The 19,765-nt window shown below is 66.5% G+C and carries 10 protein-coding genes and 7 pseudogenes; 6 read left to right on the top strand and 11 right to left on the bottom strand.

Translation table 11 applies throughout. The annotated features are described in order from the left end of the window. Positions 1-112 (bottom strand): annotated as a pseudogene (locus ACZ6C1_RS37210) (IS5/IS1182 family transposase); the annotation flags it as partial. A gap of 118 nt (positions 113-230) precedes the next feature. Between ACZ6C1_RS37210 and ACZ6C1_RS37215 the strand changes: the two are divergent. Further along, positions 231-1,370, top strand: a pseudogene (locus ACZ6C1_RS37215) (IS630 family transposase). Here the strand turns inward: ACZ6C1_RS37215 and ACZ6C1_RS37220 are convergent. Then, positions 1,321-1,492 (bottom strand): annotated as a pseudogene (locus tag ACZ6C1_RS37220) (transposase); the annotation flags it as partial. The pseudogenes ACZ6C1_RS37215 and ACZ6C1_RS37220 overlap by 50 nt on opposite strands. Positions 1,493-2,000: 508 nt before the next feature. Between ACZ6C1_RS37220 and ACZ6C1_RS37225 the strand changes: the two are divergent. Further along, a pseudogene (locus ACZ6C1_RS37225) lies at positions 2,001-2,156 on the top strand (IS5 family transposase); the annotation flags it as partial. Positions 2,157-2,928: 772 nt separating this feature from the next. Beyond that, positions 2,929-3,567 (top strand): transposase, encoded by a 639-nt coding sequence (locus ACZ6C1_RS37230; protein ID WP_469247496.1) that lies wholly within the window; start codon positions 2,929-2,931, stop codon positions 3,565-3,567. Between the two features lie 440 nt (positions 3,568-4,007). Here the strand turns inward: ACZ6C1_RS37230 and ACZ6C1_RS37235 are convergent, their stop codons facing one another. After that, entirely contained in the window at positions 4,008-4,391 is a 384-nt protein-coding gene (locus tag ACZ6C1_RS37235) for a toxin Doc (protein ID WP_469247497.1), read from the bottom strand. Between the two features lie 2 nt (positions 4,392-4,393). Next, positions 4,394-4,636: an antitoxin MazE7 gene (locus ACZ6C1_RS37240; protein WP_469247499.1), complete on the bottom strand. Its 243-nt coding sequence runs from the start codon at positions 4,634-4,636 to the stop codon at positions 4,394-4,396. Between the two features lie 1,060 nt (positions 4,637-5,696). Between ACZ6C1_RS37240 and ACZ6C1_RS37245 the strand changes: the two are divergent. Next, positions 5,697-6,507 (top strand): annotated as a pseudogene (locus tag ACZ6C1_RS37245) (IS5 family transposase). Here ACZ6C1_RS37245 and ACZ6C1_RS37250 read toward each other — a convergent pair. The 7 genes from ACZ6C1_RS37250 to ACZ6C1_RS37280 all read right to left on the bottom strand — a co-directional run bounded on the left by ACZ6C1_RS37250 (position 6,504) and on the right by ACZ6C1_RS37280 (position 17,882). Next, entirely contained in the window at positions 6,504-8,015 is a 1,512-nt protein-coding gene (locus ACZ6C1_RS37250; RefSeq protein ID WP_469247500.1) for an oxidoreductase, read from the bottom strand. The pseudogene ACZ6C1_RS37245 and the gene ACZ6C1_RS37250 sit on opposite strands and share 4 nt — an antisense overlap. Positions 8,016-8,149: 134 nt before the next feature. Further along, complete coding sequence (locus ACZ6C1_RS37255; RefSeq protein WP_469247502.1) at positions 8,150-9,244, bottom strand: hypothetical protein; 1,095 nt, start codon at positions 9,242-9,244, stop codon at positions 8,150-8,152. Between the two features lie 118 nt (positions 9,245-9,362). Continuing rightward, on the bottom strand, positions 9,363-11,930 hold the full coding sequence (locus tag ACZ6C1_RS37260) for an ABC transporter permease (protein ID WP_469247504.1): 2,568 nt from the start codon (positions 11,928-11,930) through the stop codon (positions 9,363-9,365). Between the two features lie 71 nt (positions 11,931-12,001). After that, positions 12,002-12,784: an ABC transporter ATP-binding protein gene (locus ACZ6C1_RS37265; protein WP_469247505.1), complete on the bottom strand. Its 783-nt coding sequence runs from the start codon at positions 12,782-12,784 to the stop codon at positions 12,002-12,004. 184 nt (positions 12,785-12,968) lie between these two features. After that, entirely contained in the window at positions 12,969-13,667 is a 699-nt protein-coding gene (locus ACZ6C1_RS37270) for a response regulator (protein ID WP_469247506.1), read from the bottom strand. Then, positions 13,660-15,243: a sensor histidine kinase gene (locus ACZ6C1_RS37275; RefSeq protein ID WP_469247507.1), complete on the bottom strand. Its 1,584-nt coding sequence runs from the start codon at positions 15,241-15,243 to the stop codon at positions 13,660-13,662. The genes ACZ6C1_RS37270 and ACZ6C1_RS37275 overlap by 8 nt, the downstream gene beginning before the upstream one ends. Positions 15,244-16,601: 1,358 nt before the next feature. Further along, positions 16,602-17,882 carry a beta-propeller fold lactonase family protein gene (locus tag ACZ6C1_RS37280; RefSeq protein WP_469247508.1) on the bottom strand — a complete coding sequence of 427 codons (1,281 nt, stop codon included), beginning with the start codon at positions 17,880-17,882 and terminating at the stop codon, positions 16,602-16,604. A gap of 528 nt (positions 17,883-18,410) precedes the next feature. On the opposite strand from ACZ6C1_RS37280, the pseudogene ACZ6C1_RS37285 reads away from it, so the two are divergent. Then, positions 18,411-19,547: pseudogene (locus ACZ6C1_RS37285) on the top strand (IS256 family transposase); the annotation flags it as partial. A gap of 95 nt (positions 19,548-19,642) precedes the next feature. Further along, a pseudogene (locus ACZ6C1_RS37290) lies at positions 19,643-19,765 on the top strand (IS5/IS1182 family transposase); the annotation flags it as partial.

Consider the following 19,765-nt stretch of genomic DNA (forward strand, 5'->3'; position numbering starts at 1 on the left):
CGTAGATCAGCCAGGAGACATGCTCGACCAGCTCGTACGGGACGTCGAGCATGGAAGGATACGGAACCAGCAGAGCCCCCGGGCTGTCGGCGGTGCCGAGTGGAATCAACACCGCCAACGACCGGGGGCTCTGCCACGTCACCACCCCAGATGACCAGGCCTTACAGCCCCGCAGAGGCAGGATGAAAAAGGTTCAGTGACCTGTATCGGAGATTCGTCGTTGGTTCGGTATGGGTCGTCCGGGTCCGAAGATTCCGCCGTTGTCGGTGACTGATGCCCAGCGGGCCGTGCTGGAAGGCTGGGTGCGTCGCCGCACGACGGCTCAGGCGCTGGCCCAGCGCTCGCGGATCGTGCTGGAGTGCGCCGAGGGACACTCGATCATGGAGATGTCGCGCGGCTCCGGATCACTCCGGACACGGTCCGCACCTGGCGGCGGCGCTTCCTGGAACGGGGTCTGGACGGCCTGGCCGACGAGCCGCGGCCGGCGTCCCCCGAAAGATCACCGACGCGGACGTCGAGTGGGTCATCGTCAGAACACTTGAGGAGACACCGAAGAACGCGACCCACTGGTCGACCAGGTCGATGGCGGCGGCCACGGGCATGTCGCAGTCGGCGATCACGCGGATCTGGCGGGCGTTCGCCCTGGCGCCGCACCTGTCGCAGACCTTCAAGCAGTCAACGGACCCGCTGTTCATCGACAAGGTCCGCGATGTCGTGGGCCTGTATCTCGACCCGCCGGAGAAAGCTCTGGTCCTGTGCGTGGACGAGAAGTCCCAGATCCAGGCACTCGACCGGTCCCAGCCCGTACTGCCGCCGGTTCCAGGCGTTCCCGAACGCCGCAGCCACGACCACGTCCGCGCCGCCACCACCACACTGTTCGCCGCACTGGAAGTCGCCAGCGGCAAGGTGATCGGCTCCCTCCACCGGCGCCACCGGGCCGTCGAGTGCAAGAAATTCCTGGCCAAGCTCGACATGGAAGTCCCCGCTGACCTCGATGTCCTCTGATCCTGGACAACTGCGTCACCCACAAGACGCCCGCCATCACGCAGTGGCTGCTGGCGCACCCGTGCTTCCATCTCCACTTCACACCGACGAGTTCGTCCTGGCTGAACCTCGTGGAGCGGTGGTCCGCCGAGCTCACGCAGAAGAAGCTCAAGCGAGGCGTCCACCGCTCCGTCCAAGCCCTTGAACGCGACATCCGCAACTGGCTCGCCGACTGGAACGAACACCCCAGGCCGTTCATCTGGACCAAGACCGCCGACGAGATCCTCGACAAAGCAGCCGCCTACTGCCAACAAATCTCCGACTCACGTCACTATAGTCGAGCATCTGGGTGCCGGCCATGGAGTCCTGGACGCTGGCAGCGGTGATCAGCACCGCGAGCAGGAGACCGATTGTGTGTCGGTCAGGATGCTCCGCTTCAGCCGACGATCTTCTTGCCCGCGTCCGTGCCCTGACTCGAGGCGGGGACGCTGGTGGAGGTCTTGACGCTCCCAACGGGCATCGGACAGAGCACTCGGATACGGACGTCGCTCACTCATAACCTCGACGTACCGCCCGAACACGAGTGCGCCCAGGCGGCGTCTTTGACCGGGGAAGCACGGCCACGGAATGAGGCGCCCTGGAACGAGACAGGCGTAACCCCCAACACGCCCGGGCGTCACCCCACCCGGCCATCCAGGATCAACCAAATCAGCAGTCGCACCAGCACCCCATCCCTGAATCAGGCAAACCAGGAGGTAACGGTGCCGAATGGAAACGACCTCTATGAGGTCGTTTCCAACTGGTCGGCACCGAAATAGACTTATTCATGGAGCGTGAGGTCGTGGTGATCGTGAGGTAGCAGGGGCGTTTTGGTGCCTGTGGGTGGAGCGGGGTGACAGGTGGGGCGAGGTAAGGCTTGTTCCTGTCTCATCCCAGAACGCGCGGGCGGCTTGTGTGTTTCCGTCGTCGTCGCTTCGCGCCTGGGCGCACTCGGTTTGGATCGATACGCCGGATGCGTGCCGACGCGACGTCTGTATCCGAGTGACCTGTCCGATACGATCTGGGAGTTGATCGAGCCGGTGCTTGCGGCCTGGTGTTTCGAGCACCAGGGCAGGGCCCTCGACTTCGGTCGGCCGCCGGAGCATGTCCTGCGTGACATCATGGGCGCCATATACGCCACGCCACTCATCCGGTGCGTTGTCGACGTGAGGGCACAGCAGGTCCGCCGCCTCCGTGACCCCCCGCGGTGCGTCTTCTGGGTACGACGTCTCGCGCAGGACGTTCCCATGCTAGTCGCTGCCGCGATGGCCGCGGGGTCGTCAGCGTCCTGTGCCGCAGTCAGAGTCCGGTCTGCCACCAACCCCGGCGGGTGCGACGATGCGTTTACCTGGCTAGTCAGCCCGGTGACCCGTCAGACACGGCCACGAGCACAGCACGCCGCTCGTCCATCGAGCCACCGCGCTGCTGATTCCGTTTCGCAGATCAGTTGGGGCAGCAGCAACCGACCTCCGTGCGGTTGACCTGAGCTGTGCCAGGGGTCTGGTCGATCTGCCCTGGAACGCGGACATGCCAGTTGGGGTGGGCCGGCCGAGGGCCGTGCGCCGGTTCATGACGGCGTCCCAGTTACGGGCATTTCCTCGTGGCGGAGCTCCCGATGGGGACTGTCTGTGCCTTACTGATCGTTTCAGAATGAGTTCGGTGTGAGGGCTTGGCGGTCGGGCTCGGCGGCGGCAGAGCGCTGCAGGTGTCTGATGGCCTGTGGGATCGCGTCGCTCCTTAGCTGCCAACCTGACCGGCTCGGCGGCACCGGTATCCCGGGCGCCTGCCTGCCGATGACCGTGCGGCCCTGCGGGGCATCGTTTACGTGCTGTGCAAGAGCGTGAGCTGGAGGGATGTGCTGGCCGAGCGGACCGGCTGCAGTGGAGTGATGGGCCCTGGCGGCGGTTGCGGGACTGGACCGAGGCCGGCGTCTGGCCCCGCCTGCCCGAGGTCCTCCTGACCGAACTACGCAGAGCTGGTCTGCTGGCCATGGACGACGCTGCGATCGACGCCTCGCACGTCAGGGCCCTCAAGGGGGGCTCACACCGGACCTTCGCCGGTCGACCGGCGAGACCGGGCAGCAAGCACCACCTGATCACCGACCGGCACGGCATCACTCTCGCAGCCACGCTGACCGGCGGAATCCGCCACGACGTCATCCAGCTGATACCACTGCTGGACGCGATTCCCCGCATCTGGGGGAGTCCGCCGAAGACCCGGCACCGGCCGGGGCGACTGTTCGCCAACCGCGGCTACGACATCGACAAGTACCGGCGCATCCTCCGGGCCCGCCGCATCACACCCAAGACCGCCCGCCGAAGCGTCCCAGACGGATCGGGTCTGGACAAGACACGGTGGGTCGTCGAGCAGATCTTCGCCAGGCTCCACCAGTTCAAACGACTCCGCATCCGCTACGAGATAGGAGCCGACCTCCACCTCGGCCCTGCTTCAACTCGCCTGCGGCATCATCTGCTTGAGACGACTCCGAACCTCATTCTGAAACGATCAGTTAAGCCCGGCTGTGGGTCCTGGCGCGGCGGCTAACATTGGTCAGGTTCCATGTGATGACGTGCCAGGTTCCTTCAGTTCCTTGACGGATGCGTGGCGGGCGGCCAATGGGGCTCGTGCTCCGGCGCAGAAACCGCTTCTCGCGGCGCACGATCGAGTATAGCGTCGCTTCGTGTACGTGTCGGTTGTGTGGTGTGCGTGGCGGCCCCTGCCTTGGTTCACGACACGGAACTCGTTGGCACCGCTCAGCCGACCGCCCATACGGCCAACCTTGTGTGATCACGCCTGCCCGCTGCTATGCCCGGCAGTGGTCTGGCCGCCTTCCGTATGGATTGCGGGCGCGGCCAGCACGAACGTCGTCCCTACACCGGCGGCGAGTACCGCGTCGGCATGCGCCGCCGTCTCTATCCGGCCCGGTCAGACCGCCATCGTCTTCTGGCTACGTGACCTCACCAAGGAGTCATCGGATACTGCGCCTAGGTTTGCCGGCGGCTCCACGAGCGTAGGCGGTCCGCGATGTCATACACGTCCAGCCTCAACATTTTCACATCGTCGATGAGTTGGAACCAAAGCTCAGGCTGATGGTCGATGGTCTCACCAGATGCTTCGAGGTAGGCGATGGCGACGCCATACCCGAAGGCTTCGTTCCGGAAGGGGAGCGGCCGGAGCAGAACCAGCGTGTCGAGCAGCGCGCCCGCGCGCCAGTAGGCATCTGGCTTGTCCACGTCGAGGTGCGGCGTGTTCACACGATGGCGTGCCACCGCGGCGACCAGGCTGGAGTAGTCACGCACGTCGAGCGCTTTGCCGAGTACCCTTTCCTGGCGCTCCAGGAGCCACCGGATGTCGATGTAGAGGTCCAAGATCAGGCCGCCCGGCTGGGGTGGTCGGCCGGGGCACTGCCATAGTGCTGGTCGAACGCGTCCAGCACATCTGGTGAGAGCGCGTCCTCAAAACTGGTTGTGGCGCGCCGCAGGTGCTTGTGCGCCTCCGCCTGTTCGGCGAGGCTCGCGACGTAGGCCCGCACGCTCACGCCTTCCTCGGCGGCGAGCGCGGTGAGGCGCTTGCTGGTCTCCACATCGACGCGGACGGTTGTCGTCTCAGGCATAGCAGCAGTATGCACCACTGACTACTCCCGTATCTACATTCCGTCGGAAGGTAGCCTTGATCTTCGGTTGCTCGGTCTCGGACGCTGAACGAGGGCCTATGGCCACAGCCAGCAAGGCCTGACCCCGGAGGCCGAGCCGCTGCCTCGCGGTGCCCGGAACCCCGGCACGGACACGGTGGGGAGCACGAGGGCGGCCGCGATGACGGGGTCCTTGATCCAGAAATGGACCGCCAAACACACTCCCCGGTGAGAGTACGGCCCGCGACCGCACCAGTGGCCATGCCGCCCGTGAAGACCGACACTCCGCTACCGATCGCCGGCGCTCACTCCCTCGGATCGGGCCTCGCTTACCAATGAACCAGGGGCCACGGGTCTGAGCCTGGAGGCGCCGCTTCCTGGACGGCAATGGGCCACGCGCGCCACAGAAGGGGGGCCGCGCAGACCAGCGAGGCCGCACCTAGCTAGGCACCGCACTGGAACACCCGACGGCGTCTGAACCGATCTGCCAGCGCACTAGAGGTGACCAAGAGGCTGGCCACGGCGAGGGTTGACGAGAACGTGCGCGCGCACAGCCCTTTCGAGGGTGCGCGTCCCGGCCCCCCATGCCGTGTCCTGGTTGCAGGCAGGCTCACCGATGGTGTTGTCCGAGCCGCCCAGGCAGGTGCTCAGGCAACAGACGGCCAGCACCTCTGCAGTGTCTCCGCGCGGCCTGGGCTTGGGAAGCGAGATTTCTCAACGAACCGGTCGCCTGGTTGGAGTCCTTGCCGAACCGGGCCCGAACGACGGGATCTTACGGCACGTCCTGGTACGTGGCGTCGGCCACGACCGAACAGTCCCGACCAGTGGCTTCCGTAGGATGAAGCGCAGTGCGATGTGCGCGAACGGGCGGGCCCGCTGTTGATCATTTTTGATCCACAGCATCGCCCTCCACCGCCTTTCGGGGCGATGGAGGGCGATATCACGCCTTGCAGCCGGATTGCCTTAGAACTCCTAACGAAATGATCTTCAAGATGGTTGGATCACTCCGGGACGGAATATCCGGGGGTGCGGGGTGGCGCGGCTGAAGCCATGGGAAGTCGACGACGAGCTGTGGGCGGTGGTCGAGCCACTGCTGCCGAAGGTCGAGCGTCGGGCTCGGCACCCCGGACGTATGCGGCATCCTGACCGGCTGGTGTTCCAGGGCATCCTGTTCGTGCTGCACACCGGGATCGCCTGGGAGCAGCTGCCGCAGGAACTCGGCTTCGGCTCGGGCATGACCTGCTGGCGCCGTCTGGCCGAGTGGACCAAGGCCGGGGTGTGGCCTCGGCTGCACGCGCTCCTCCTTGCCGAGCTCCGCAGCGCGAACGTCCTGGACTTCTCCCGTGCGGCGGTCGACGGCTCCCACATCCGGGCGTTAAAGGGGGCTCCAAGACAGGACGAAGCCCTGTCGCCGGGGCAGGACGGGCAGCAAGCACCACCTGATCACCGACGCCACCGGCATCCCGCTCGCCGTCACCTTGACCGGCGGCAACCGCAACGATGTCACCCAGCTGATCCCGCTCCTCCAAGCCGTGCCGCCCGTGCGGGGCAAGCGCGGTCGGCCCCGTCGCCGCCCGGACGTGGTGCTGGCCGACCGCGGCTATGACCATGACAAGTACCGCCGCCTGGTCTGGGGTCTCGGCGTGAAGCCACTGATCGCCCGCCGGGGCACCGCGCACGGCTCCGGACTGGGCACCCAACGCTGGGTCGTGGAGCGCGCGTTCGCCCATCTGCACTGGTTCCGCCGCCTACGGATCCGCTGGGAGATCCGCGACGACATCCACGAAGCCTTCCTCACCCTCGGATGCGCACTGATCTGCTGGCGACGGCTGAACTCAACTATTGCTCACTAGTTTTTCTGCAGGGTGCGGGTGATACCGGCGATGATGGCGGTCGTCAGCATCCAGCCGAAGGCGATCAGCAGGTAGGCCAGCCACTGGAGGCTGCTGTTCGGCCAATACCACCCCGTGCGCTGACCCAGACCACCGAGGGGGATCAAAAGGTCGAGCGTGTAGACGAGGGGCTGGAACGGGCTGCCTTCGTCTCGTTTGACCGGGCTGGGAGAGTGAGTGCTAAAGGCCAGCGTGCCCAGTAGGGTCAGCGCGAGGAGCCAGACGCCAGCCAGCCAGGGCCGATAGCCATAGCCCACGGTCACGTCCAGCAGGTGCCCCCATACCCGGGCCGGCGGGGACAGGGTGAGACGCCGGTGGCGCTGCTTGGCCAGGAGCACGCGGCGGGCGTCATCGTCATGGCCGATTTGCCGGTACCAGCCCGCGAGTTGCTCGTACGGCTGCGGGACATAGCCAGGATTCCGGCGGACCCAGGCCAGGCGACGGGCCACGTCGTCCCTCGCAGGCGGTGCGTCGTCGCCTGCCGCGGACGGGGCATCCCCGAATCGGATGGACCCGTAGGTGAACCCTTCCAGGAGCACCTTCCTCGGCCAGCTCTGCTCGCTGTCCTGACACCAGGTGGCCTGGGCGGACCGGAGATCCACCAGTCCTGAGAGCGGTGCTGCGGTTCTGTAGTCGAAGTCGCCCACGTGCATGGATACGCAGTCCAGGGCTACGCCATCCCCGTTCAGATGGGCTCCTTCGAAGGTCAGCAGACCTTCTATTCGGGCCCTTCGCAGCAGTACGCCTCCTTGCGCGGTGAACCCCTGGGAGCAGTCCACCGTCGAAGCGGCCATACTTCCTGCGGCAAGTGCGACGCCCGCGGTGTTCCCCAGCCGTGCGCCTTGCAGGAACAGGCCGCTGAGCAGCTGTGCGCCGGGCAGCCGCAGTCCGCCTTGCGTGGTGAGCCGCTGGCCGAAGACGCCGCCATCCAGGACGAGGCCGCCCGCGCGCACTGCCCACTCTTCCGGGCCCGAGATCCTGGCATCCGAGATCACCAGATTCCCGGCCATACGAGCGTTGACGAGTATGAGGGAGCCGCCTTCGAGAGTCGACCGCCTCAGGTCCAGGTCACCCTCGATTCGGGCGAGCTCGGCGTTGATCCCCGGCACCCAGCTGTCCGATATCTCGATCGTCCGGGTCGTCGCACCGTGCAGTTGCACCGCCTCGTCCAGCCGACAGCCCTGCAGCAAGAACGTGTGACAGATCTCCGCCCCGGACAGGTCGAGACGACCGGTGATACGCGCGCCGGTGAGTCGCAAGGCGGCTACGGTGCCAGACCGGTCTTCGTTCGCGCCGAGCAACAGCGTCGCCACGACGGCCGCGCGGACAGTACGGTCGGGGCCCCACCGGTCACCCGCAGCGGGAGCGTCCGCGTCGGGTACTCCTGTGCACAGGTCAACGCGACGCCCCTCAGGGAAGGCGTCCCACAGCTCGCGCTCCGGCGGGGTCATCTCGTCATAGGACAGCACCCATGCAGAGTAATGATCTACTCACTCAGGCGCGCCAAGCGGGTCACCGGTTCATTCCGTTAGGAGTTCTTAGGGCATCCCTGTGCCAGTGGGTTGGCAGGGCGGTCAGTCGGCTGCCGGGAGTGAAGGGGCTGTTACGCGGGTGTCAGCCGCTTGAACCAGGTGACTGGTGCGGTGGTGTCGGCCTGGACGTAGACCCGGGCGGGTATGGCCGTCATGGACTCATTGTTGCTGCTGTCGATGTCCCGCAGGACGATGTAGCCGGTGTAGTACGCGCCGTTGGCTCGGCCTTCCAGATGGCCTCTCTTGTCTTTCGGAACGCTGATCTCGACCGCCGTCTCCAGGGTGTTCTGTACCCTGTTGATGGAGGTGGAGGCGTAGCTGTAGGCGAAGCTGGCTTCGGCGCCGACTTCGGCCACGTCCTTGCTGATGATCTTGGGTGAGATCTTGCCGCCCGCTGACCAGCCTTCCGTCACGCTCTTCTCGTCGGTGACGGATGCGGTGACTTTGTAGGTGAGCTTCCCCTCACCTGCCATGGCGTCACTGGCTCCACGCACCGGGTACTTCTCGTCGAGCTTTCCGACGAAGACGCACGGTGCTGTCTGCCCGTACGCCGGGTGCTTCGGGTTTTTGTTGACCATGCCGCAGTACTCCTCGGTGGTCTGTCCGCCCGAGGGAGCCACATCGTCCTTGGTGTTCTGGCGGATGTCGTTGGTCGTGGGCTTCGTTCCTCCGGGCCAGCCGTTGGCCAGATGCCTGGCGCTTTCTCGGAGCGGCTCGGGGTTCTTCTCGCTGGCCGCGTACTGCTGGGCTGCGTTCTTGGCGTCGGTGATTGCTTGCTGGGGGTCGTAGGCCTTCTTCACGTCTGCCAGGGTGACGGCCTTGATGTTGCCGCTTTTGTCTTTGTCCAGTCCCTTCGGGTAACCCATCACGCTCTCCGAGCTGTTGACGGGAGCCCACTTCTCCATCGCCTTGAGGACGGCCTGGTCCGTTTCGTAGGTGTAGCTGTCGACGCTTGCCAGGACGTCGGCGTGGGCAGGTGAAGAGCCCAGCAGCGACATGCTGGTGATGAAGGTGGTGGCGAGTGCAGCCGCCGTCAGACTGCTACGTCGGCCTCGGCCAGCTTTTGTGCACAGTGTGGACATGCGGATTTCCTTCTTCCTTTCCGTCAGGCACGGCCGTTTGCCGGCCGTGCCGGTCTGGCGCCCTGGCGCGGTGGGTATGGGCATGCGGTGCCGCCTCTCCAGATCCGTCGCAGGGCAAAATCGGTATCGGCAGGCTGCCTGTGCCGCCCGGCGTGTGCGGCTCCCCGGCGCGGCTCAGCCGACCGGCGCGCGGCCGCGTGGCTCAACTCGGCTGGATCGACCGCAGCATGTTCATGCGGGCCGCCCGGCGGGCCGGCCAGATTGCGGCGAGGACTCCGATCACCAGGGCCAGTGCCAGGAGGGTCCCGAGCCTCGCCCATGGCAGGACCGTCTCGTATGCCTCCATTGAGGACGTCGCCAGGCTGCCTCCGGCCCAGGCGAGGAAGATGCCCGTGCCGATCCCCAGTACTGCGCCGAACAGTGAGATCACCACCGATTCCAGACGGACCATCTGCTTGATCCCGGAGCGGTCGAGGCCGATGGCCCGCAGCATGCCGATCTCTCGGGTGCGCTCGAAGACCGACATGGCCATGGTGTTGATGACGCCGAGCACCGCGATGACGACGGCCATGCCGAGCAGCCCGTACGTCATGTTGAGGGCCATGGTGACCGACCCGCCGTCCGCCTTGATGACCTGCTCGCGGCTTTGGACCTGGATCAGCGGGCTGTCGCCCAGCGCGGCGCGGATCTTCCGCTCAAGCCCTGCGTCCTGGCCCGGCTCGGCCTTGACCAGCACCTTGTCGAGTTTCTTGGTACCGGAGTACGGGAGTACGTCGGCGAGCGTGCCCAGTGCCTCCTCCGCAGCGCGGGTCTTGGCATAGATGCCGGTGACCGTCAGCTTCTTCATCCCGGCGTTGCCTGTGTCCATGGCGGCATCGATGGTGTCACCGACTTCGATGTAGGCCTTGGCCGCGAACTCGTCAGAGACAGCGATCTTCCCGGGGCCGATGTCGCGCAGGGAGCCGGCGAGGAAGTTCAGGTGCGCGGCCTTGCCCAACGCGTTCGGGTCCGTGCCGGTGATCAGGGCGAACCCGTCCTGGGTGCTGAACCCCGCTGTGGTGATGGGGATGGCTGCAGCAACCCCGGGCACTCGCGCGACCTGATCCGTCACGCCCGCGTCGAGTCCGGTGAAGGAGCTGTTGGAGACTTTGTAGTCGGTGGCCAGTCCCTGGGTCGCCTCTTTGTCCATGGCGCGCTGGGCGGAGTGTCCGGCCACGGTCAGACCGGTGATCAGGGTGAGTCCGACCATCAGGGACGACGCGGTGGCGGCGGTGCGGCGCGGGTTGCGCAGGGCGTTCTCCGTGGCCAGTTTGCTGCTGACGCCGAAGAGGCGGACGGTGGCTTTGCCCGCCATGGTGATCAGGGGCCGGGAGAGCAGCGGGGCGAGCACGATCATGCCGGTGAGACACAAGGCGGAGCCGAGCATCGCGCTCATCAGGTGGGGCTGGGTGCTGGTTTTGAGCGTGGAGACGTACAGCATCACCAGCACGCCGGCTCCGGTGAGCAGGGTTCCGAGCACGTTGCGGACCACCAGGGCGCGTGCAGGCAGGGCTTGGTCGGTGCTGCCGAGTACTGCGACGGGGGCGATCTTGGCGGCTTTGCGGGATGGCAGCCATGCGGCCAGTACGGTGACGAGGACGCCGACCGCGAGTGAGCAGGTGAGAGTGGTGGGTGAGATGACGAGCGGTCCGTCGGGCAGCCCGGCGCCGCTCGCGTTGAGCAGGGGGCGCATGGCAGCGGCGATGCCGATGCCGCAAGCGATTCCGGCGGCGGAGGCGCCGAGCCCGAGGAGGGTGGCCTCGGCGAGGGCGGAGCGTACGACCTGGCGGCGTGAGGCGCCCACGGCCCGCATCAGCGCGATCTCGCGGCTGCGTTGGGCGATGAGCATGGTGAAGGTGTTGGCGATGATGAAGACGCTGACGAACAACGCAATTCCGGCGAAGACGAGCAGCGTCTTGGTGATGGAACTTGTGTTCTCGGTGATGCGGGCGGACTGCTCTGCGGCCAGGTCGGCGCCGCTGATGGCTTTGGCGCCCTTGTCGGGGAGCAGTTCCCGTACCCGGTCGGTCAGCGCGCCCTCGTCGGTACCGTCCTTGGCCGCGACCGTGATCTCGTCGTACTGGCCGGGGTGGAGGAACAGCTTTTGTGCGGTGCTGGTGTCGAAGAGTGTGAGGGTGCCGCCGGCGCTCAGGCGTGGGTCGTTGGTGGCGACGGTGCCGACGAGCTTCTTGGCCAGAGTGGGCCCGTTGGTGGCGAAGCGGACGGTGTCGCCGATCCGGTAGCCGGCCTTCTCGGCGGTCTTGGCGTCCAGCGCCAGCTCGCCCTCGGCGGTGGGGCGGCGGCCTTCCTTCAGCGGGAAGCGGCTGTCCTCGCCACCTTTGCCGGGCAGGTAGTTGGTAGCCAGGTTCTGGCCGCTGTTGTCGGCGTCGACCGGGCGGCCGTCTTTGCCGGCCACGGTGGCGTTGCCGTGAACGGTGGGACGCACTGAGGCGACGCCCGGCAGCGCGCGGATCTTTTGCGCCAGGGCGGTGTCGAGGACGGTGGTCCGCTTGCCGTCCTCGCGGCCCGCTTGGGTACCGGGATCCTGGGCCTGTACGGAGACGGCCACATCCTTCAGGCTCATGGCCGCGGCGCTGCGGAAGCCGTGGGCGGCAGTGTCACCAAAGACAAGGGCGCCGGAGACGAAGGCGACGCCCAGCAGGACCGCGAGAGCGGTCGTGATCAATCGGGCTTTATGCGCAAGAACGTTGCGCAGGGTTGTACGCAGCATGGTCGGCTTTCAGTCCTGGAGGTGCGCGGTGGAACAGGCAACCTGCATGGGAGGGAACGTGCGAAAGAGCGTTAGCTCGTCCGTTCCTTGGCGCTGAAGAGCCGCAGACGGTCGAGCACGGTCTCGGGGGTGGGGGCGTGCAGGTCGTCGGTGAGGCGCCCGTCGGCGAGGAAGACCACCCGATCCGCGTAGGAGGCGGCCACCGGGTCGTGGGTGACCATCACGACCGACTGCCCCAGCTCGCGTACGGAGTCGCGCAGAAAACCCAGGATCTCCGCGCCCGAGCAGGAGTCGAGGTTGCCGGTGGGCTCGTCCGTGAAGATGACTTCCGGCCGGCCCGCGAGCGCGCGGGCCACTGCGACGCGTTGCTGCTGGCCGCCGGAGAGCTGCGAGGGGCGGTGCCTCAGTCGCCCGGAGAGACCGACGGTCCTCACGACCAGCTCTAGCCACTGCTGGTCGGGCTTTCGGCCGGCGATGTACATCGGCAGAGTGATGTTCTCGATGGTGTTGAGCGTGGGCAGCAGGTTGAACGCCTGGAAGACGAAGCCGATCTTCTCTCTGCGAAGTCTGGTGAGCTGCCGGTCGCCAAGGCTGGCCAGCTCGGTGTCACCGATTTGCGCCGAGCCCGCGGAGATGGAGTCGAGTCCCGCCATGCAGTGCATCAGCGTTGACTTGCCGGAACCGGACGGCCCCATGATCGCCGTAAACCGGCCCTGCCCGAACTCCACCGAGACCGAGTCGAGGGCGACGACGCGGGTTTCACCCTCGCCGTAGACCTTGGTCAGCTCCGTCGCACGGGCGGCAACGCACGAAGGAGCCCGAAGGCCAGCGGTCAGGGTGGCGGGATGCGACATGGCTACTCCTGGAAGGGACGAAAAGCTCCCGACCATCGTGGCCGCGGCGTACCCATGTGTTCGTCGTTCCCCAGTCGGGCATGCGCCCTCTGTCAAAAGGCACACCCGCCCTCGGCTGTCGCCTTCACGGACGATGGCCTCTCTGCCCAAAGAGAGACCCGCCCAACCGGCCCCGGCCCGGGGCTCAGCCCATGAGGTCGGCCTGGTGCGCCAGCAGCGCCGCCTGCACCCGGCTGTCGCACCCCGTCTTTGCCAGGATCGACCGGACGTGGGTCTTGACCGTCCCTACGCCGATACCGAGGCGCCTGCCGATGTCCAGGTTCGACAGCCCCTCCCCCAGCATGACCAGCACCTCCCGCTCCCGGTCCGTCAGCCCCGCCACCCTGTCGTCCGGGGCGGCGGCCTGGGCGCCGGCCAGGCCGCGGCTCAGCATCCGCCGGATGACGGACCCGGTGACGCCGGGCGAGAGGACCGCGTCCCCAGTGGCGGCAGCCCGTACCGCTCTGATCAGTTCCTGTGGCCCTTCGTCCTTGAGCAGGAAGCCGGTGGCGCCGGCCTGAAGGGCCCGGATGACGTTTTCCTCGTCACCGAAGGTGGTGAGCATGACCACTTTCGGCGCAGGGTCGAGGGCGGTCAGCGGTTCGACGGCTCCGAGTCCGTCGAATACGGGCATGCGGATGTCTAGGAGCACCACGTCGGGCCGGTGCTCGGCGGCGAGCCGGACGGCCTGGTCACCGTTGGCCGCCTCGCCCACCACTGTGATGCCGTCGGCGTGCCGGAGGATCAGTCGGACGCCGTGGCGGATCATCTCCTCGTCGTCCGCGAGCACCACCCGGATCGTAGAAGCCGCCCCCGAGCCCGCAGAATTGCCCTGTTCAGTCATGTGTCCTGCTCCCATGAGGCGGCTCGGTCACCTTCTCCGTCACTACAGGGACCGTAAAACGGTCGATCGCGATCAAAATGTCGGAGCGGAAACAGTAACGGACGATCTCGAGCCGCCTGCCCTTCAACCGGTCCGTGTACGGGTACACGCAGTCCGTGGCTCTGGCCGGCCGCGGCGGCTCCCGCCCGGCAGCAGCCGAGCGCGTCACGTCGGCGTCACCCGCCACGGCCCGCTCCACCCGCTCCCGCGCCATACCCACCCGTGGTTCCTCGGGACTCCGGTGCTCAGCGGGTTGCGCATTGACCACCAGCACAACCCCGAACAGCATCATCACGCCCACTCCGCCCAGACCGAGCAGACCGATGACGACGCCGGTGAGGCGCCGCTGGAGGGCGGTAAGCCCGCTGCCGGGCGCGTCCTCAATGTCCGGACCGTCATCGTACGAGGCCGCGTCTACCGTCTCCGCACTCGGCCCGGGGTCAGCAGGGAAGCCAGCCACGACCGCGAAGCCACCACCGGACGTGCGGCCAGCCTCCAGACTTCCACCGAGCAGCGCCACCCGCTCCCGCAGACCGGTCAGCCCACGCCCGGAGCCGAGCCCAGTATCGGCGGCGGGGGGCTTGGGCGGGACGCCGTTGCGTACCTGGACCGTCACCCGCTCGTCAGAATGGCTGACAGTGACGGTCACATGGGCTCCCGCCGCGTACCGGTGGACGTTGGTGAGCGACTCGCGCACCACTCGATGAACCGCCCGACGCACTCGGGCCGACCGAGCGTCGAGATCGGGCCCGTCCCAGCAGAGCGTGACGGGAACGCCGCCGTTGCGTGACTCCTCGACCAGTGCCTCAATGTCCGCGCGGGTGCCCGTTGCGTCGGTCAGCGCGCCGGTGCCAGTATCCGTGCCGAGGGGGCCGAGGACTCCAAGCGTCTCCCGCAGCTCTCGCATCGCGTCGCGGGTCGCGCCGCGCAGCAGAGCCGCCTCCTCTCGCAGCCCGGGCGCCTCTTTGAGTAGCGCCATCTCCAGCCCGCCCGCGTGGAGGGAGACCAGGCTCAGCCGGTGCCCGACCAGATCGTGCATCTCCGCGGCGATACGCGACCGCTCGCGCATACGAGACTCGCTGTCAGCGAGCCGCCGCGCCTCCTCGGCCGCGGCGGCACGCTCCCGCAACGCCAGCAGCAGCCGATCCTGCTGCCCCGCGGCGGCGCCGACCAGACCGGGCACCACGACCGAGGTGGTGGCGAGCACCGCGGTGAGCGTCAGGCCGAATGACCTGCTGCCCACCCCCAACTGCGGCGCAATCACCGTGCAGGTCGCCATCGCCGAGGCCGCCGCCGCGAGCAGCAGCACGGCACGCTGTCGCGGCGTAGCCATCCGCCGGTTCGCGGTGTACACGGCCACCGCCGTCAGTAGCGCCACGGAGGGCACAAGCCCCATCAGTGCGGCCAGCCCGACCACGCTGATCACAGGGAAGCGGCGCCGCACCACCACCAGAGCGACGCCGATCAGTCCCATCGCCGGCCCGCCTCCCTCGAGCCTGGTGTCGATGTGCGATTCGCCCTTGTAGGTGAGCAGCACGAGCCCCCAGGCCAGGATCGCCTCGCCCGCCGCCCGCCACAGCCCACACTCCCCGGGGCCCGCGAAGAGACCTTGGGCTGGGCGGCCTTGCGTAAAGGGCGGAGCATTGGACGGCATAGGGCCGATTATCGGCGGCCCCGGACGGGTTTCCCTAGTCCTCGTGGAGGACCCGCCTCTACCCAAAGGAAGATTCCGCACTCAGAGTTGCAAACGAAATGCCCTGCTCAAGATCCGCGCGGGCGATAGGCCGGTGGCCATGTCCGGGTTTGGGGGCCATTGCCAGCGGGGCTCGGGCCTCATGGCGGCACAGACCGTTCTGCCACCCGGTGAAGGCTTCAGAGCGGCGGGGTGGTACTTGCGGAGCGCGAAGCGAAGCTGGCTGGGGGCATGCTGCCGTTCCAGGAGACATCTTGCTGTGCCCGGGTTAAGCCGGTTAGGACCACGATCGCCTTGGCGAGGTCGCTGTCGTCGGGCAGCGGCCGGTGCATGGCCGCATGCGGTGCGCATGATGTTGGCCAGGACCAAGGTGTCGCCGGGGCGGACTTCCTGAGCAGACGCAGTGCCGGCCGCGGTAGGGTGCGGCGGCCGTTCGCAGCTGGCCTCGATGACAACTGGGATGGGGGGCGTCCTCGGTCACGGTACCCGCGCAGCAGGTCCAAGAGCAGCTGGCCACCAGCCGCGTGGTCCATGATGCGCCGTTTGGCTAGGTGCTTTCCGGTCTCGTCGGCCAGGGCGAGCCGTGGTGATTCTTAGCCCAGCCGATCCCGCAGTACATCAAGTGGTCTCTCCGGATGTTCCTGCTGCTCACGCTGGTTGCGAGCGCATGTGGGCCACGCGGCGACCTTATACAAGGGCTCGAACGATCTTGACCATCCGCCATCTCACAAGCCGTTCGCGACACCAGCGCACCCAAGGGCATCGATCTGCACAGAACTCGAGAATTCGTGACGTTCAAGAGGTCAGCGCTGCGGTGGGATCGCACCACGAGCCTCAACGAGCGGACAGGGTGCCGTGGCGGCCGCGACAGCCCTGGGCGCCGACGGTCTCTCTGAAGGCATTGCCGACCTGGGCTCCATGAGGCATCGCCCCGGCGCGGACGGCCGCCAATACGCAGGCGGGCGGGCCGCCCGCCGCTCTTCAAGAAGGCTTCAACGGCCGGGACAACAAGAGGCGTCACAGCCTCTCGCCCGAACAATTCGGGAGCACGACGCTACGTCCGAACCATTACTCATTAGGGCGCTGTGGCCACCGGCGGTGGTTTCACACCAGGGTCTGCTCTTCCCCGGCGTACGTGTCGGGGAAGACAGACATGGGACCATCCGTCTCGCGATCCGCAGCCAGGTTCGACGAATGCTGACTCAGCAGAAAACAAAGAGGGAAGTGATGGCCTGGCAGGTCCTACTGTCAGTGTTGTTGGCCGGGTTGGAGTCGTACGGTGTGCTGGCGGTGATGGTCGCGGTGGCGTTGATAGAACCAATGGTGAGCAAGCCGACCGTTACGGGGAACGAGAACTGAGCGGTGTCTCCGGGCTGGAGGTCTGTGCTGATCTTGCACGTTTCGGTGTTGGGGCCCGCGTTGTATGTGCAAGATCCGGCCGTATGTCCGACGGTGCCGGTAGGTAGTTGGATCGAAATAGTCGCGCTGGTGACCACCTCGGGGCCGTTGTTGGTGACCGTGGCGGTGTATTCGATGGTGCTGGTCGCCACGCCGCTGGAGCTGGCGTCGAGGCTGACCTCGAGGTCTGCGGTCGGCTTGACAACGCCGAATGCCACCCCACTCGGACCGCTGCCGACGGGGATGGTGGTGGTGACGGTGTTGGTGGAGGTGTCGATCACCGACACGCTGTCACCAGCACCGTTAGCTGTGTAAACCTTGGTGCCGTCCGGGGTGATCGCCACCTCATTTGGTCCGATGCCGACGGGGATGGTGGTGGCGACAGTGTCCGTGGCAGTGTCGATCACCGAAACAGTGGAGCTGCCACCGTTGGTGACATAGGCCTTGCTACCGTCCGGCGTGACTGCCACGCCAAAGGGGCCGTCCCCGACGGGGACGAGGGTGGTGACAGTGCTAGTAGCAGTGTCGATCGCTGACACAGTGTCACTGCTACTGTTGGTGACATAGGCCTTGCTACCGTCTGGCGTGACTGCTACGTCAACGGGATTGCCCCCGACAGGGATGGTGGTGGTGACAGTGTTGGTGGAGGTGTCGATCACCGACACACCGCCACCGACGTTGGCTGTGTAGGTCTTGGTACCGTCGGGGGTGATCGCCAGCCCCCAAGGACCGTTGCCGACGGGGATGGTGGTGGTGACAGTGTTGGTCGCAGTGTCGATCACCGACACACTGCCGCCGCCCCCGTTGGTCACGTAGGCCTGGGTGCCATCTGGGGTGACCGCTACCCCACCCGGGTTGCGGCCGACGGGGATAGTCGTGGTGACAGTGTTGGTCGCAGTGTCGATCACCGACACACTGTCGCTGCCACCATTGGGAACATAGGCCCTGCTGCCATCCGGAGTGACCGATACGCCGAACGGAGCCTTGCCGACGGAGATAGGACTGCCGGGAACCGGCGCGGCCGGATCAGCGGCATTGATCACCGAAACCGTCGCGCTGTGCTGGTTAGTGACATAGGCATACACGCCAGGAGGGACGGCTGCCGCCGCAGCTGGGGCCGGAGGAAGAATAGCCAGCCCCAGCAGGCACATCAGCAGCGCGATAACAGCCCTCGCACCCATATTCTGCTGACACCTTCCATGAAAGGCGTCAGCTGAGGAAGGGCAGCCGGACACCGCAGTCCCGCGACTCATGTGACCGAACACGACGGACTCCTTAAAATGGGTGCGCGGTGGTCTCCGCCTGCGGAACCACCAAGGTAGTTAAGGGACAGGGCCGTTATACTCAGTTAGACATCTGATACGAGTAATCGTGACGGCAGTACCAGGACTAACCGGCGCCGAGGGCTCTCCCGTAAATGATCTACGCGTGGTACTGACCAGCCCGTTTCCCTGTTACCCGGTCACGGTGAGGTTGGGGAGTGTCTAATCAACGGCGGATCTGATGATCAAGGAGACGCCTGATTGAGCGAGGCCATCACCCGGCACGAGGCCGTGGAAGAGCCGGTCGTGGAGTGGGCCGTGGAGGCCGTGTCGGATGGGCAGTTGATCGCGATGCTGGTCGACCGCGCCTGCAGTGAGGGGCTGCAACTGACCTGGGAGGGCGGGCTGCTGCAGCTGACGAAGCGGGTGCTGGAGTCCGTCCTGGAGGGTGAGATCACCGGTCACGTCGCTATGGGAAGCACGACGTGGCGGGGCCGGAACAGCGGCAACAGCCGCAACGGCACCCGCACCAGGACAGTGCTGACCGACGTCGGCCCGGTCGAGGTGAAGGTGCCGAGGGATGTGGCCGGCACCTTCGAGCCGCAGATCGTCAAGAAGCGGCAGCGGCGTCTGACCGGTGTCGACGAGACGGGTTCTCTCGCTGTCAGCGAAGGGCCTCACCCACGGGGAGATATCGGCTCATCTGGCCGAGGTGTACGGAGCGGAGGTCTCCAGGCAGACCATCACCACGATCACGGACAAGGTGATGGAGGGCATGGCGCAATGGCAGGCCCGTCCGCTGGACCGCGTCTACCCGGTCGTCTTTGTGGACGCCATCAACGTGAAGATTCGCGATGGCAAGGCCGCTGACCGTCCGGTCTATCTGGCCATGGCCGTCACCGTTGAGGGCACCGGCGACATCCTCAAAATCCGGGCCGGCGACGGCGGCGAGGGCGCCAAGCACTGGCCCAGGTCTTCACCGAACTGAAGAACCGCGGCGTCGAGGACGTGCTGATGCTGGTCTGCGACGGGCTGAAGGGGATGGCGGACGCGGTCGAGACGGTCTGGCCCCGAACTGTCGTACAGACGTGCATCGTTCATCTGATTCGCAGCAGCATCCGTTACTGTGCCCGCCAGGACTGGGACAAGCTCGCCAAGGACCTTCGCCCCGTCTGCACCGCGCCGAGCGAAGCCGCCGCGACCGAGCGGTTCCTGGAGTTCTCCGAGAAGTGGGGCAGCAAGTATCCGGCCGTGGTCAAGCTGTGGCCCGACGCCTGGGCGGAGATGGTGCCCTTCCTCTCCTTCGACCTCCAGATCCGCAAGGTGATCTGCCCGGCCAACGCGATCGAGAGTGTGAACGCCCGCACCCGAAAGGCCGTGAGGGCCCGCGGCCACTTCCCCTCAGAGGCCGCCGCGCTGAAGTACGTCTACATCGCGCTGATGAGCCTCGACCCGACCGGCAAGGGACAGCGCCGCTGCACGATGCGCTAGAAGGCGCCACTGAGCCTCTTTCATCCTGTGCTGAAGGGTGAAATGGGCTGGTCAGCAGGTGTGGTGACGAGGCAGGGCCCCTCGTCGTTGGCGTGGTGATTCCACTCAGCACACCGGCGACCGAAGGGGCCCTGTTGGTTCCGTATCCTGCCATGCTCGACGTCCCGCACGAGCTCGTCGAGCATGTCGCCTGGCTGCTGCACGAACACCGCCGG

Source organism: Streptomyces sp. NPDC041796 (genome assembly GCF_055590785.1).

Coding starts and splice junctions, on each gene's coding strand:
- ACZ6C1_RS37240 (WP_469247499.1), bottom strand. CDS start 4,636: ATGCCTGAGACGACAACCGTCCGCGTCGATGTGGAGACCAGCAAGCGC.
- ACZ6C1_RS37255 (WP_469247502.1), bottom strand. CDS start 9,244: ATGCCCATACCCACCGCGCCAGGGCGCCAGACCGGCACGGCCGGCAAA.
- ACZ6C1_RS37260 (WP_469247504.1), bottom strand. CDS start 11,930: ATGCTGCGTACAACCCTGCGCAACGTTCTTGCGCATAAAGCCCGATTG.
- ACZ6C1_RS37265 (WP_469247505.1), bottom strand. CDS start 12,784: ATGTCGCATCCCGCCACCCTGACCGCTGGCCTTCGGGCTCCTTCGTGC.
- ACZ6C1_RS37270 (WP_469247506.1), bottom strand. CDS start 13,667: ATGACTGAACAGGGCAATTCTGCGGGCTCGGGGGCGGCTTCTACGATC.